The sequence below is a fragment of the Rathayibacter sp. AY1F2 genome (assembly GCF_002930885.1).
Taxonomy (GTDB): domain Bacteria; phylum Actinomycetota; class Actinomycetes; order Actinomycetales; family Microbacteriaceae; genus Rathayibacter.
This window is the reverse complement of record NZ_PSVG01000022.1, coordinates 1-12794: the sequence shown is the minus strand read 5'-3', so window position 1 is coordinate 12794 and position 12794 is coordinate 1. Positions and strand designations below refer to the sequence as shown.

Sequence of the window (12794 nt, the reverse complement as noted above, 5' to 3'; positions counted from 1 at the left end):
ACCAATGATTGATGCGCGGCGGACCGTAGAGATGGATCGGCTGCCCGGAGGGTTCCGATGAACGGTCCGCGCGAAGTGCTCGGCCTTCCGCCCTTCGCGCTGTTCTGGAGCGCAACGACCATCCGCTCTTTCGGCAGTGCGATCGCGGGTGTCGCGTTCCAGGTGCTGACCGTCTCGGTACTGAACGCAACGCCTGCGGAGATCAGCATTCTCGCGGCGCTCGGCGTAGTGCCGTACCTGCTGTTCGGTCTGATCGTGGGCGCGCTCATGGATCGGTGGCGGCGCCAGCGGACGTTGGTCGTCACCAGCATCGGGCGTGCGCTGATTCTGGGAATGATCCCCGTCCTTCTCCTTCTCGATGCGCTCACCTTCTGGTCACTCGCCGCGGCAGTCCTGCTGCTCGGTGTCCTGACCTTGTTCGCGGACTCCGCCGCGCAGCCGTTCCTCCCGCAGATCGTTCCCCGGTCGTCCTTGGTGATGGCCAACGCGCGACTGGGCCAGAGCGAGACCCTGGCGGGAACGGCAGGACCCGCGCTCGGCGGAGCACTGCTCAACCTGATCGGCTCACCACTCCTGCTCGCCTTCGACGCTGCCATCAACGCGGTGTCGGCGGTGCTGCAATCACGCATCAAGGTGGAGGAGCGCCGGCCCGATCGCCGCGCACCAGGCCGTCACATCGGTCACGACATCCTCGAGGGAATGCGATTCACCTACCGGCACCGCACCCTCCGGCCGCTCGCGCTCTCCGTCCACGCCTGGTTCCTCGGCAACAGCATCGTGACGACGGTGTTCGCGGTGTTCGTTCTCCGAGAGCTGTCCCTGCCCGCTTGGGCGTTCGGCGTCTCGCTCGCGTTCGGCGGCGTCGGTGGCCTCCTCGGAGCTCTCGTCGCACCTGCTGTCGGGGCGCGGGTCGGAGCGGGTCGTGCGATCCTGCTGGGCCGTGCGCTCGTCATCCTGCCCTGGCTGGCACTCGCCGTTCTTCCCCTCGACGTGGACAGCGGCCTCGGTCTCCTGCTTCCCGTCGTCTGCGCCGTGCAGTTCGTCTACGGGCTGTCGATGGGTATTGAGGATGCCAACGACACGGGATACCGGCAAGCGATCGCGCCCGACGAGATCCAGGGCCGCATGAACTCCACCATCCGCACAGCGAATCGCGTCGTGTTTCTCTTCGGTGCGCTGTTGACCGGCGTCCTCGTAACGGCTTGGGGCTACAACCTGACGATCGGAGCGGCGGCGATCGCCTTCACCGCAGCCGCGCTCATCGTCGCACTCTCCCCCCTGCGCAATGCCCGCCACGAAGACGCAGAGATCTCTCCCGAGCAGGCTCCCGACTCGATGGACGAGACAACTCGCTAAGCGAGCCCGCCTGACGCCAAGTTGAGGTGTGCTCCAAACGAGCGCTCTCTGCCGCCATAATGCGATCGCAGAACACCGCCACAGAGCGATCATCTCTACATTTCGCGGCGGTCGGTGTCGCTCATGCGTGTACCGGTGAACGATCCCCTTACGGGACAGGCGTCTTCCATGGTCCTGACGTGCTTGAACGAGGCCGGAGCGGATCGGGCTCAGAGCACATCGACGCGGCTACCCACTCCGTCATCCAGTGACCCATTGCGAAGCTGCCGTGGCTCGAACAGGCTGAGGCCGTGCACTCCAGCCTTGAGGACCCGTACCCGCCGTCGCTTGATGAAGTGACCACTCGATTCCCTGGTGCGCTGTTCACGTTGCAGCAGCAACCCTCCGTCGAAGAGATCGCTGTAGGGACGATCGTGCACACCACAAACGAGCAGAGCCGCTACCTCTCCGCGGCGATCACCTACACCCTCTGGCGCCGACCGGAGAACCGAGACGATCCCGCCAACCTGGCCGACATCAGCAGCGAGCTGCGCACTCAGCTCGACGAACCACCAGTGCGCCCCCTTCCCGCACGACTCATGGAGATAAGAGCTCGACTCCAGTTCCCGATGCTCTGGGAAGCAGTGCTGACGACGCTCATCGACCCGAAGGACCCCGGTCCACGAACGATCGAATCAACGCTGACGGATCATGTGAATCACGTGCTGAGGAACCGATTCCGCGATACGCGCGTCCAAGGGACGCTGCCAGGGGAACTGCTAGGCGGAGCGACCGCGGCTGCGGTCGAGCGTGGCGTGGCAGTCAGCGTCGACAGCCGACTGGAAAACGGGGTTCTACTTGATACCGACGCTCACGTCCTCGGTATCGGAGCCGAACTCGAGGGTCGCCACATAACGGCCGTCATCGCACGCGACGATCTACCCTTCCTCAACCTCGCGTTCGCGACCAGACAATCCACGGGCGCCCTTTGACGGGCTGATCCAGCCCTGTACGGGAGGGGCGGATCAACCCCGGTGATCCGACCGTCCCGCGTGGGGATCCCTACACGGGATGCACGCCAGCGACCTGACACCGGCGCCATGGCGCCCAAACGACGTCGGAACGGACAAAGATCCGAGGCGTGAAAACAGCCCTGACGGTGAGCACTACATCTTCCTCAGGACCGCCCGATGGGTAGACGCCCCGAGGTCGTTGGGATTTAGGGCAGCGAGCAGCCCGCTCTAGTCGAGTGGCGCGTGTCGGTCGGCGACCGTTCGAACCGTTCGCACGAGTTGTGGGTCCTCGCCTCGGGCGAGTCCGGCGTACTCGAGGCGCAGCGAGCCGTCCTCGGCCGGGGTGGCCTTGATCCAGACTCGTCGGCGCGGCACGAATAGTGACGTGAGAAGCCCGGCGAGGACGAGTATCGCGAAGAGCAGCACCCAGCCCTGGGTGGCGTCGTGGTGGATGTCGAAGGACGCGAAGCGGCGGACGCTATCGGTGCCGATGACGTCCGGGTCGGCTCCGACGTTCTCGAAGGTGACGGTACCCAATCCGTCGGGCAGGTTCTTGGTCTCGCCCGGCTTCAGCGTCAATGGTGCTACTCCGGTGTCGCCTCCGGTCAGTCGAGTCAGAGAGTCGACGGCGAGCTCGTAGACAGAGGTCGGCACTCCGCCGTTCAATCCCAGGTCGCCCGAGAACACGTTGAGCGAGAGCACGGGGTACTGAAGGTCCGGGAAGACGGACGTCGATGCCCCTGTCGCGAGCTGGTCCTGGGTGGGGTAGAAGAAGCCGGTCATGCCGATCTGCTCAGCAAGGCCGTCCGTCACCTTCACCACTCCGACCGAGGTGAGGTTCGCGTTGGTCGGGAGGAAGGGCACCGAGTCGGTGAAGATCGCCGTGCCGGAGGGGTCGCGGACCGTGATCGTCGGGGCGTAGCCGTTGCCGAGGAGGTAGACATTCGTGCCCCCGATCGCCAGCGGCTCGTTGACCTTGACGGTGCGCTCTTCGCTGCTGCCTCCGCGCTGGGTGGTGGTGACGGTCGCGGTGTAGTCGATCGGCTGCCCGAACGCCTCGCCAGGCTCGGTCACGTACTCGACGGCCAGGCTGTCGAGCTTCAGCTGATACGGGTCGAGCTGGCTGCTGTCGAAGAAGCGCCCCGGGTTGAACGAGTCGTAGGCCGCGAGGTTGTTCGCGAACCCCTGACCGCCCTCGACCAGCACGCGCTGCCCGCTGTAGCCGAATCCGCCGCCGATACCCACGGCGACGAGGATGCCGACCAGGGCGGAGTGGAAGACCAGGTTGCCGGTCTCGCGGAGGTAGCCGCGCTCAGCGGACACGCTCGACCAGCGGCCGCGCGGGTCGTTGTACCGCTCTATGCGGTAGCCGGCGCGGCGCAGCATCGCATGGGCGCCCTCGATCGCCTCCTCCGCAGTGGAGCCCTCAACATCTCGGACGGTGTAGCCGGCGAGGCGCTGCAGGCGCGCCGGCGTCTTCGGCGGGCGCGAGCGCATCGCCTGGAAGTGGTGCTTCGTCCGCGGGATGATGCAGCCGATCAGCGAGACGAACAGCAGCAGGTAGATGCTCGAGAACCACGCCGAGGTGTAGGTGTCGAAGGCCTGGACCTTGTCGAGCAGCGGCGCGAGGTCCGGGTTGTCGACGAAGTACTGGGTGACGCCGTTGGGGTCGGAGGAGCGCTGCGGCACGAGCGAGCCCGGCACCGCCGCGATCGCGAGCAGCAGCAGGAGGAACAGCGCGGTGCGCATGCTGGTGAGCTGGCGCCACATCCAGCGAACCCACCCGGTGAAGCCGAGGGTCGGCTGCGTGATCGACCCGTCGGAGTCGAAGTGGTCGGCCGGGCGGAAGTTCGCATCGGTGCGAGCCTGAGCCGTGTCGGGCTCGCGCTCGAGAGACGCGTCGTGGTCAGATCGCTGATCGGACGTCATGGATCACCGCGCCGAGAGCGTTGCAGGCGAGCGCACTGCTCGCCCCGCTGGCCATCAGCAGCCCGCTGACGGCTGCACCGCGACGGCGGAGGCGGGGACGATAGTGAGCTTGTCGTCGCGCACGAGCTGGATTCGATCAGCAGTCACAAGTCCTCAGTGTATGGACGCCGCTCGATGTCCGGCTGACGCCGCCGACCCGGTGAGTGACACGGCGGCCACACTCGTCACGATCGGCCTCTGCGGGCCTGCGTAGCTTGAAACGTTCCGCTCACCGATCCCCTTACGGGACGCCAGATCGCGCTCGTCCGCCTTGCTCGCCGGAGCTTCGATGCGAAGGCGACTGCGGCCGTCAGCGCGCCCGCGGCAACACCCCAAGCGCGGCCGCCGGTGATGAGGCGCACCAAGTACAGCGCGGCGCCGAACGGTGACCCCTCCGCACCCGTCCGCCGACCGTTCCGCGGAGGATGGGTGACCGCATGCTCCGCACCCGCCGGTCAAGGCCGAGCGGCAGGCGCAGCCTCTCCAAGACTGCTCCACACCACCGGGACATCCCGCATGACCAGTACGTGGTCGAACGAAGCGGAGCCGGTGGGGAGCGCGTCGAAGAAGCTCGATTGGACACGCGTCGTACGAGCCGCTTCCACGCGCCAGGCGTGGGTGTCCAGCCGAAGCGGCTCGAGCCGCCCCGCTCGCGTCGGCGACCAGCCGACAGCGTCCTTCCGGAAGAAATCGGACGCCGCGGACAGGTCGGCGAACAGTGAACTCGTGAACGTCTCGGGCGGGACAACGTGGGCGTCGACAGCGACACGAAGATCGGCGGCGTCGACGGTCACACTCAGGTCGTCGTCCGATTCGACGGATCTCACCCGAGCGCGTTCATGGACGCCCGGGAACACCCGCCCACCCGCGACTTGGGCGAGACGCGAAGCGCTGTGCCGGCGCGGGATGAACACTCCGGTCCGGATCCCGTCGGGCCCGTCCCACTCGACTGCCACTCGATGGGCCGCACTCTCACTCCGGTGGCCGATCCTCGGTGCGACCCACATCGGCCGGAAACTTCCCAGCCGGATCAGGCAGACGCCCGCCACCGCGCTCCCGTCGACGATCTGCGGACGGAGCCCCTCGGGCAGCAGAGACTCAATCACGACGGGGTCCACCCGGAAGTTGACGAGAAGACGCCGCTCGATCGTCGCGGCCATGCGAGGAATGGTGATGCCCACCCCCGAATCTTAGGACCGCCCTCGTCCACCTGCTGAAGCACCCCTGTGGAATTGGGCGGTCCTCCTCCGCCTCTCGCTCGCCACGGGGACGAGAACGATGCGGCCGAAGACCGAGTCGTAGGGTTCCGGTCATGGAGCAGTCTTCATCCCCCGACCGCGACCCGGACCCGTTTCGGGCTCAGCTGGACGCGCGATGGAACGCGTATCTCGCCACTCACACGCAGGCCGCCGACCACGGAGAGTGGATGAACGAGGCGATGGGTGACTACCGAGACGAGATCGTGCACTTCGGTGGGCAGCTTCTCAACGACGTCGCGATCAGGGAGTGGAACCACGAGTCCGCGCAGCGCGCACATGACAAGTACGTCACTGAGGCGGAGCGTTACGACCGTGATCCTGCGGCGTGGGAAGCGGCGTTTTGGCTCCATGTTCGGGCCGGGTCCGACGACGACTGACGCCGGACGCCCTCTCTCGAGCTGAACGGCTTGCCCGCGACCGCTGACCCATCCCCATACGGAACGGTGAACGACCGCCCCCTGGTGGTTACCGCTTCGTCGACCACGCCTTCTCTATGGCGGCGAGCACGTCCGCTAGCTCGACGTCATCTCGCCGCACGTCCCGAACGAATGCTTCTGCAGCTGCGGTGACGTCGATGGCGATGATTCGCCCGGGTCTGACTGTGGTGCCCTGGGAGCGTCGTGTTTCGACGTGGCCCGCTTCTTCCAGTTCCCGATAGGCGCGCGCTGCCGTACCGACCGCCACTCTGAGGTCACCCGCAATCTGTCGAACGGTCGGGAGGCGCTGGCCTGCCTGCAACCGGCCAGACGTGATTTCTGCCGCCAACGCTGCGCGGATCTGCTCGTAGGGCGGTCGAGGATCGTCAGCGTCGACCTCGATGCTCATCACGCCATCACCGTCGACACGTCAGCGGCACCCCGAGGAAGGCGCGCCAGAGACGTGGCGGCCAGTACCGCCATCACCATGCCGACGAGGAACACGACGCCGGCCACACCCAAGAGCACCAGTCCAACGATCCCCGCGAGCTGTGCCGAATCGGGCGTCATGCCCGTCTCGAGAACAGGTGCGTTCATCAGCGGAAGCGCCGCCGAGCCCAGGAAGACCGTGCTCGTGAGTAGGAGTGAGGCGTTGGCAACACGAAGAACGAGCCGCACCGCGCCGCGCCGCAACGCGGTATCTGTTTCGCTGAGCTCGGGCCAAGCGGTAGCGGGAGAGGTGACGACGCGGCGCAGAGCGTGCCGAACGGCAACGACGAGCAGACCGATCAGGGGAAGAGCCGGCGCTGCGAAGAGCCATCCCGGGAACAGGAACGGCCCTCCAGCGAGGCAGGGGTCCGAGAACATCACCGGACAGATCCAGCGACCATCGTCCGCCGGCTTCGACAGCAGACCACTCAGGAGTGCGATGAGCGCAGTCATCGAGGCGATCGTGGCGAAGGTCGCGCGTTGTCGAACCGTGGAGTAATCCGAAAGTCGTCTCGGCATCACGCTCGCCGTGCGTCGCCTCATCGCTCCATCGATGGAGGGCACGGGCATCACACTGAACACGCCGAGCCCTACAGCCGCTGCGAGCAGCAGCCCGAGCAGGAACGGGACCGACTCCAAGCGCGGATTCGCTATGTGAATCAGCACCGCGACCGCGAAAGCGACGAGCGCGGCGGCGACCGAGGTGACCATCCGCACGACGCCGACGCGATGAGCGCGCACTACGGCAGGCGGCTGTCGACGTTGAGTCAGCAGCGACACTCCTCCCGCGACGACGCTCGCCACGACGAGCACACCGATCACGACCAACGTGATCTCCGCGAAGCCCCAGTTACCCATGACCGTCCCCTTTGTGTTGAGTAGACGATACAAAGGGGCGAGGGTTTGTGTCAAGCGTGCGAAACAAGGGCAGATCACCGAAGGGGTCGACCAGAACAAGTATCCAATCCCAGAGAATCCTTCAACCAACCCGCCCGGTAGACGATCCCCATACGGGACCAGTGGCACGGCGTCGCGAGCACCTGCGCTGGTATGCTCCCCACCATTCGACCTACTCGAGGGGCAGCACGATGCAGACGCTTCGCAACACCGTGTTTACCGTGACGGTCGCAGGGATCGTCGCCGGCTTCCTTGCTGTGGGTGCGGTGGCTACCGGGATCACCAGCGAGAAGCCTGCCGCGGGAAACCCCGAGCCGGTTGCCTACTCCGAGCCGAGCTGGACCGACACCAGCACGCTCATCATCGGCGGTTACGAGACACCTTCTCCTGAAATGATCGCGACCACTCCCCCGCTCTCCGAAGAGTGACGACGGCACCTGCCGACGATCCGGCTCGCTGCGAGCCGGGGGCATTCTCGTGACGTGGGAGCAATGGACGTTCTCGCTCGGAGCGATCCCCGTGTCGCTCATCGTCCTCAGGAACGTGCTGTGGAGATTCGGCTGCACGAACTCCGGGAGCAAGATCCTTTTCGCCTTCGGCCTCGGAGCGTGCCTGCTGTGCATCGCCCTCGCTGTGATCTGGCAGGTCCACGCCGCGAACGCCGACTGGGCTCCACCCCGGGACGACCAGAACGAAGTTGGCGGCCTCATCCTCTGGACTCTCTACTGGAATGCGGTGGCTGGCTTCTTCACCGCACTCGGCATCCGAGTCACCGACATCCTGATCATCGAACGGACGCGGCGGATCTCCGCCACCGTCGCCCCTGACGCAGCGTGAGGAGCAGGACATCTGGTAAGCGATCCCCCAGCGAAACAGTCGGGGGGCGCCAATGCTGTCGACTCGAGAACGCGTCACTCGCGCGCCTAGGGCGCGTACTCCTGTGACCAGTAATCGGCCCGGACCTCTAGGAGGGGTCCGTCGATAGCGGAACTCACCGTGATGGTGCGCGGGTCCCAGAGTGTTCCTGCGATGCGCGCTTGCGGCGTCGTTCCGAGCTCGCTCGACAGCTGCTCGGGAGTCATCGCGTCGGGCGGGCGCACCGAGAGCAGCCGCCAGCATCCACCGGAGGCGCACTCGACAGTCTCACTGACGAGCTCGCTCCCGTCTGGAAGGTCGACGGCCGAAGCCGCCGGCACGTCCCCCTCGGTCCTGAATACGGCCAGACCGGCGTAGTGCACGAGAGCACAGAGGGCGGCTGCAGCCGCGATCGTCGTTCCCGCGATGACGAAAGGGCGTCCGCGCTTTCGGGGCTCATCCATAGGCCCGGACACTAGCAAGCTGCTGTAGCCCCTAGCTGGCCTCAGCGGAGGGAACCGCGAGCACTCCATCCGGTCGCCCCAACCGCACGACCAAGGGAAGAGCGGGGACGTCGCTTACCCTGAGCCAGTGGGGACATTCTCGAAGGCGCGAAAAACGGTCGCGATCGCAGCATGCCTGATCGTCGTCACGGGATGCACGCCACAGCCTGAACCGCCGGCTCCGCCTCCGGTGTCCACAGACAGCAGCTCCGACGCCGCACTGACCGGTGACCTTGGCGTGGCAACGTTCACGGGGAGCGATGGGACGGCCGGCAGCATCCGTTTGAGTGCGGCTGATGGCCGGCTGGCTCTGGCATCAGACGAGCTAGAGATTCCCGCCGCGACCGCATCTTCCTCAGGTTCCGTTGCGGTCATGGCAGCGCTGGACCCGATCGATGAGGGCGCCACCTGTTTCGACATTGCTTTCCCAATGGGTCTCGCGGATGCGGAGCCAGGGAAGCCCTACAAGGCCTGGCGGAACCTCGCAGAGTTCCACGGCGACCCGACAGCGATCGATCAGCTCGTCATCACCACCAAGCCCCAGAACGACCCCGACTGCTCGATGAGGATCATTGCTGTCGCTGACGTCCAATGGAGCGTGAAGCCTCAACGCAGTGATCTCGTCGCCCAGGACGCCGGGCCGCGTGCAGCAGCGCGTGGCGAAACGACATCGACGGACGGAATGCCGACGTCGTACACGGTCGCTCGCAACGACCTCGCAGAGGACGTCGCGGCACGATTCGACATGACGGCCGATGACCTGTTCTACCTCAACCCGTTCCGCTTCCCTTCCGACGAAATTCTGCGCGTCGGCGAAGAATTGAACCTCACCGTCGCGGCGCGATGACCTCCACGCGGGCCACTCGATACCGGGCCTGACGTTCCGGCTCTTGATCAATCTGGTGGAGCGCGGTGCATGATGTCCCGATGAACGTTGGAGAGCCCCCGCGACCGAGTGCAGCGACGCCCATCGTTCTCGCCTTGGTTTTCGGTGGGCTTGCAGCCGCCGTGGGAGCCGTAGCCTCCATCTACATGTGGGACCCGAGCGAGACGTGCAGGACCCGCGGCGGAGGCAGCCTGACGGGAGAGGGGTTCCTCTGGAACCCGCTGTGCTCGGATGGGTCAACCGTTCAGCCGATATGGATGACGTTGACGACTGCTGCGGCGTTGATCGTGGCTGTGACATGCGTCGTCATCGCGGCCACCCGCCAAGCTGAACGTGACGGACGCGAAACTGCGTCGCCCGACGTTCTGCACGACTACTCGCGCCAGACCCTGCCGGAAGACAACGGTCTCCGCAAGCTGGGCGACGAATGGTGACAGACGGTGACTCTCAGGGGTTCTATCGTCTCGCCGTAGCAATGCGGCGTGCATCGGTCTACGGATCCGCGTTCGGGTGACCGCTCAACGATCCCTCAACGGGACGGTTGCTGCGTCTGCATCCGTAGCCCTAGGCGAAGGTGTCGGAGGAACTTTCGGCGGCGAGGGAACGTTTTACGCGGTCGCGGACACTTCCTAGTGTGAGTGAGCAAAGCGATGAAGAGGTCTGGGCCCGAGCCGTGGGGGGCGACGGTGATGCCTACGGGATCCTCTTCGACCGTCACCGTGGACGTCTCTACCGCCACGCGCACGCCTTGGCGCCAGGTGGGACCGACGCGGATGACGCTGTGGCGGTCTCCTTCTTCGAGGCGTGGCGCCGGCGAGAGGCGATTCGCTTCGTGGACGGCTCGATGCTGCCCTGGCTGCTGCGTACCTGCACCTACGCGCTGAACAACCTCGCCCGGGCGTCCAAGCGGTACCAGGCGGCCCTGAGCCGACTACCCGCGCCCGAGCCACACGAGGACCCCGCTGATATGTCCGACGAGGGCGAAGCTACCTCCGCGCTGCGCGGCCTCTCCCTCCTCGACCGCCAGGTAGTGACGCTCTGCGTGCTCGAAGACCTCACTGACCAGGAGGCAGCCCACGTGCTGGGCGTCCGGGTCGGAACCGTCAAGTCGCGCCTCTCCCGCGCGAAGAGTCGATTGCGCGAGCAACTCGACACCACCACCGCTCTCTCTGCGAAAGGAATCACCCATGAAGTCTGAACCGGGTCTGTCGGACCGCGACCACGAGCTGCGACGGATGCTCGTCGCAACACCCACCGCCACGCCGGTGCGCGCTCCTCGCAGCCGGCGCACTCTCGCCGTCTCCGTCACCGCGTTCGTGGCAGCCGGGATCCTTTCCGGCGCCGTGTCGGCAGCAGCACTCGAGAGTGATGCACCGGATTCGACCGTGAACATCGCAGAGGTCACCCAGGCGCTCACCGAAGGAGACGCCACGTTCTACGGAACGCCCGTTGTCATCAACGGGCAGGGTCGGACCGAAGTGCAGCTCGGCCCGGCACCGGACCCCTCCGCAAAGATCGCGACCGCCTTCGTCTGCGTCGACCGCGGCCGCTTCGATCTGGAAGTCGACGGAGAAGCCAAGCCGGGAATCAACTGCGACGGCGACACCCGCAGCACCACGAACGGCGGCGCGTTCCTGCCGGTCTTCGGCGACGGAGAACACACGATCACGGTGGTCGCGGACGGACGGACTCGGTACACCTTCTGGGCCTCGTGGATCAAGCCGGCCGAGGATCCCGAGCCCTCCGCCGCCCTCACGGAGGCACTCGCAGACGGTGTCGTGACTGAGAGCGAGTACCGCGACGGATTCGCCCGTTATCGAGCCTGCATGGAAGACGCCGGGTTGAAACTCTTCCGCGTGGACGAGTCCGGACCGATCATCAGCTACTCGAACCTCACCGACAACATCGACTCAGGAGACGAGAAGCGCTGCTACGACGGAGAGTTCGGCCAGCTCGACGCCGAATGGCAGGTCGGCATCAACGGGTAGCGCGCCACAACCAGCGGCAGTCCGGCGCCCGCTGCGCGTGATCACGCCGTGACCAAGAAGCGGCCGACGGCGCTCCGCCATCGGCCCGATGGTCGTCGGCGGGGCGTCCTATCGAATCCATCAACTCTCGTGTCCGATGACCGATCCCTCTGCGGAACAGTTCGGCGGCGCTCGCGTCGGTTGTGCAGGGGACCTTGAGCATCTGAATGTTCGCGGTCGTCTGCACGAGTGCCGGGGTGGCGCGATGCGTTGTGCAGGCGTCTGCGAGAAACGACAGGCGCATCCCGCTCGGCGAACTGATGCGGTGAGCGACCCCTCGACGGACGCCGCGGCGCTGGTAGAGCTATCTTCAAGATGGACACGGGAGGGCTGATGCGAGCCGAATGGAACGAAGCGTTCTTTGACGCGCAGCGCGAGGAACCGCTGACCTATTGGGTCTGCTTCTGGATTGGCGCCGATGACGAGCTGGCGGTGACCCATGACCCGCAGCGGATCACGGACGCCGACTCGGTCGAGGAGGTCCTGGCCTGGATTCACGACACGAAGGGCGACCGAGACTTCGAGCTGTTCGTGGAGACCCTCAACCACACCGAGACCCGCGAGCACGGCTGGATGCCAGCCCGAAACCTCATCCACCTCGCCGGCAATTACCGCCCACCAGGAACGACTTCCACCCTCTCTGCAAGCTCGGAGAACTAGCAGCACCTCCACCCCGGCCGGGCGACACGAGAAAACAGCTAGCCGCCCAGCAGTGCCCGCCCGGGGCGACGTCGACCCGAACCACGCGAAGCCTTGGCGGGGCAGCGGGCTCCGGGTTGGATGAGCACATGCAGAGCCGAAAGTCGAGCAAACCAGCGACCAGCCGCACGTCATCGATCCGGTAGTCGTACTCCGAAACCGGGTGACGCCGCCGCATCCCGACAGCCTCGATCGCTGCGGCAAGCTCGGCATCCGGCAACATGCGCTGATCCTCCCAGACGCACGGCCGGACGACCCCCATACGGGACGACCACCTTGGCCGCCCGCGGCGGACGCTGCGGACGACTCGATGCGTCCCGTACTTCTTTCTCGTGGAGGGTCTGAGCAGTGGTCTTTCAAGCAGGACCGGCGGACGTAGCCTTCTCAGCATGACGACGCCGGCTGAGTCCGTGCCCCTGACCAGCCGACGCCCGCCGCAGCGGCGGC

At 66.0% G+C, this 12794-nt stretch carries 14 protein-coding genes; 10 read left to right on the top strand and 4 right to left on the bottom strand.

All coding sequences use genetic code 11. The features are described from left to right. The first annotated feature begins 57 nt into the window (after positions 1–57). Together C5C54_RS14535 and C5C54_RS14530 are read left to right on the top strand one after the other, a co-directional pair. On the top strand, positions 58–1356 hold the full coding sequence (locus C5C54_RS14535) for an MFS transporter (RefSeq protein WP_104288639.1): 1299 nt from the start codon (positions 58–60) through the stop codon (positions 1354–1356). Positions 1357–1646: 290 nt separating this feature from the next. Further along, positions 1647–2327, top strand: a complete 681-nt coding sequence (locus tag C5C54_RS14530) for a hypothetical protein (RefSeq protein WP_104288638.1) — start codon at positions 1647–1649, stop codon at positions 2325–2327. Positions 2328–2576: 249 nt separating this feature from the next. Here C5C54_RS14530 and C5C54_RS14525 read toward each other — a convergent pair whose 3' ends face one another. Further along, a complete protein-coding gene (locus C5C54_RS14525) occupies positions 2577–4277 on the bottom strand; it encodes a cytochrome c biogenesis protein ResB (protein WP_104288637.1) in 1701 nt (566 codons plus the stop codon). 494 nt (positions 4278–4771) lie between these two features. Then, the gene (locus tag C5C54_RS14520; protein ID WP_219812209.1) at positions 4772–5497 is read right to left on the bottom strand and encodes a DUF2071 domain-containing protein; all 726 of its coding nucleotides are present in this window, start codon (positions 5495–5497) and stop codon (positions 4772–4774) included. A gap of 131 nt (positions 5498–5628) precedes the next feature. On the opposite strand from C5C54_RS14520, the gene C5C54_RS14515 reads away from it, so the two are divergent. Further along, positions 5629–5952, top strand: a complete 324-nt coding sequence (locus C5C54_RS14515; protein WP_104263146.1) for a hypothetical protein — start codon at positions 5629–5631, stop codon at positions 5950–5952. Between the two features lie 88 nt (positions 5953–6040). Here C5C54_RS14515 and C5C54_RS14510 read toward each other — a convergent pair whose 3' ends face one another. Beyond that, positions 6041–6400, bottom strand: a complete 360-nt coding sequence (locus C5C54_RS14510; RefSeq protein WP_104263145.1) for a GntR family transcriptional regulator — start codon at positions 6398–6400, stop codon at positions 6041–6043. After that, the gene (locus C5C54_RS14505; protein WP_104263144.1) at positions 6400–7338 is read right to left on the bottom strand and encodes a hypothetical protein; all 939 of its coding nucleotides are present in this window, start codon (positions 7336–7338) and stop codon (positions 6400–6402) included. The genes C5C54_RS14510 and C5C54_RS14505 overlap by 1 nt, the downstream gene beginning before the upstream one ends. A gap of 230 nt (positions 7339–7568) precedes the next feature. Between C5C54_RS14505 and C5C54_RS14500 the strand changes: the two genes are divergently transcribed. The 7 genes from C5C54_RS14500 (at position 7569) to C5C54_RS14465 (ending at position 12308) form a co-directional block, all read left to right on the top strand. Further along, complete coding sequence (locus C5C54_RS14500) at positions 7569–7805, top strand: hypothetical protein (RefSeq protein WP_104234417.1); 237 nt, start codon at positions 7569–7571, stop codon at positions 7803–7805. Between the two features lie 91 nt (positions 7806–7896). Beyond that, positions 7897–8214, top strand: a complete 318-nt coding sequence (locus C5C54_RS14495; protein ID WP_146078857.1) for a hypothetical protein — start codon at positions 7897–7899, stop codon at positions 8212–8214. A 609-nt stretch (positions 8215–8823) separates the two neighbouring features. Continuing rightward, a complete protein-coding gene (locus C5C54_RS14485) occupies positions 8824–9582 on the top strand; it encodes a LysM domain-containing protein (protein WP_146078856.1) in 759 nt (252 codons plus the stop codon). 296 nt (positions 9583–9878) lie between these two features. Next, positions 9879–10055, top strand: coding sequence for a hypothetical protein (locus tag C5C54_RS18045; protein ID WP_181127903.1), 177 nt, complete (start codon positions 9879–9881; stop codon positions 10053–10055). Between the two features lie 200 nt (positions 10056–10255). Next, a complete protein-coding gene (locus tag C5C54_RS14475) occupies positions 10256–10819 on the top strand; it encodes an RNA polymerase sigma factor (RefSeq protein WP_258063341.1) in 564 nt (187 codons plus the stop codon). A gap of 37 nt (positions 10820–10856) precedes the next feature. Then, entirely contained in the window at positions 10857–11609 is a 753-nt protein-coding gene (locus C5C54_RS14470) for a hypothetical protein (protein WP_104317915.1), read from the top strand. A 354-nt stretch (positions 11610–11963) separates the two neighbouring features. Further along, entirely contained in the window at positions 11964–12308 is a 345-nt protein-coding gene (locus C5C54_RS14465) for a hypothetical protein (RefSeq protein ID WP_104261691.1), read from the top strand. The last annotated feature ends 486 nt before the right edge of the window (positions 12309–12794 follow it).

Coding starts and splice junctions, on each gene's coding strand:
- C5C54_RS18045 (WP_181127903.1), top strand. CDS start 9,879: ATGACGTTGACGACTGCTGCGGCGTTGATCGTGGCTGTGACATGCGTC.
- C5C54_RS14500 (WP_104234417.1), top strand. CDS start 7,569: ATGCAGACGCTTCGCAACACCGTGTTTACCGTGACGGTCGCAGGGATC.
- C5C54_RS14535 (WP_104288639.1), top strand. CDS start 58: ATGAACGGTCCGCGCGAAGTGCTCGGCCTTCCGCCCTTCGCGCTGTTC.
- C5C54_RS14510 (WP_104263145.1), bottom strand. CDS start 6,400: ATGAGCATCGAGGTCGACGCTGACGATCCTCGACCGCCCTACGAGCAG.
- C5C54_RS14525 (WP_104288637.1), bottom strand. CDS start 4,277: ATGACGTCCGATCAGCGATCTGACCACGACGCGTCTCTCGAGCGCGAG.
- C5C54_RS14470 (WP_104317915.1), top strand. CDS start 10,857: ATGCTCGTCGCAACACCCACCGCCACGCCGGTGCGCGCTCCTCGCAGC.
- C5C54_RS14465 (WP_104261691.1), top strand. CDS start 11,964: ATGGACACGGGAGGGCTGATGCGAGCCGAATGGAACGAAGCGTTCTTT.
- C5C54_RS14515 (WP_104263146.1), top strand. CDS start 5,629: ATGGAGCAGTCTTCATCCCCCGACCGCGACCCGGACCCGTTTCGGGCT.
- C5C54_RS14505 (WP_104263144.1), bottom strand. CDS start 7,338: ATGGGTAACTGGGGCTTCGCGGAGATCACGTTGGTCGTGATCGGTGTG.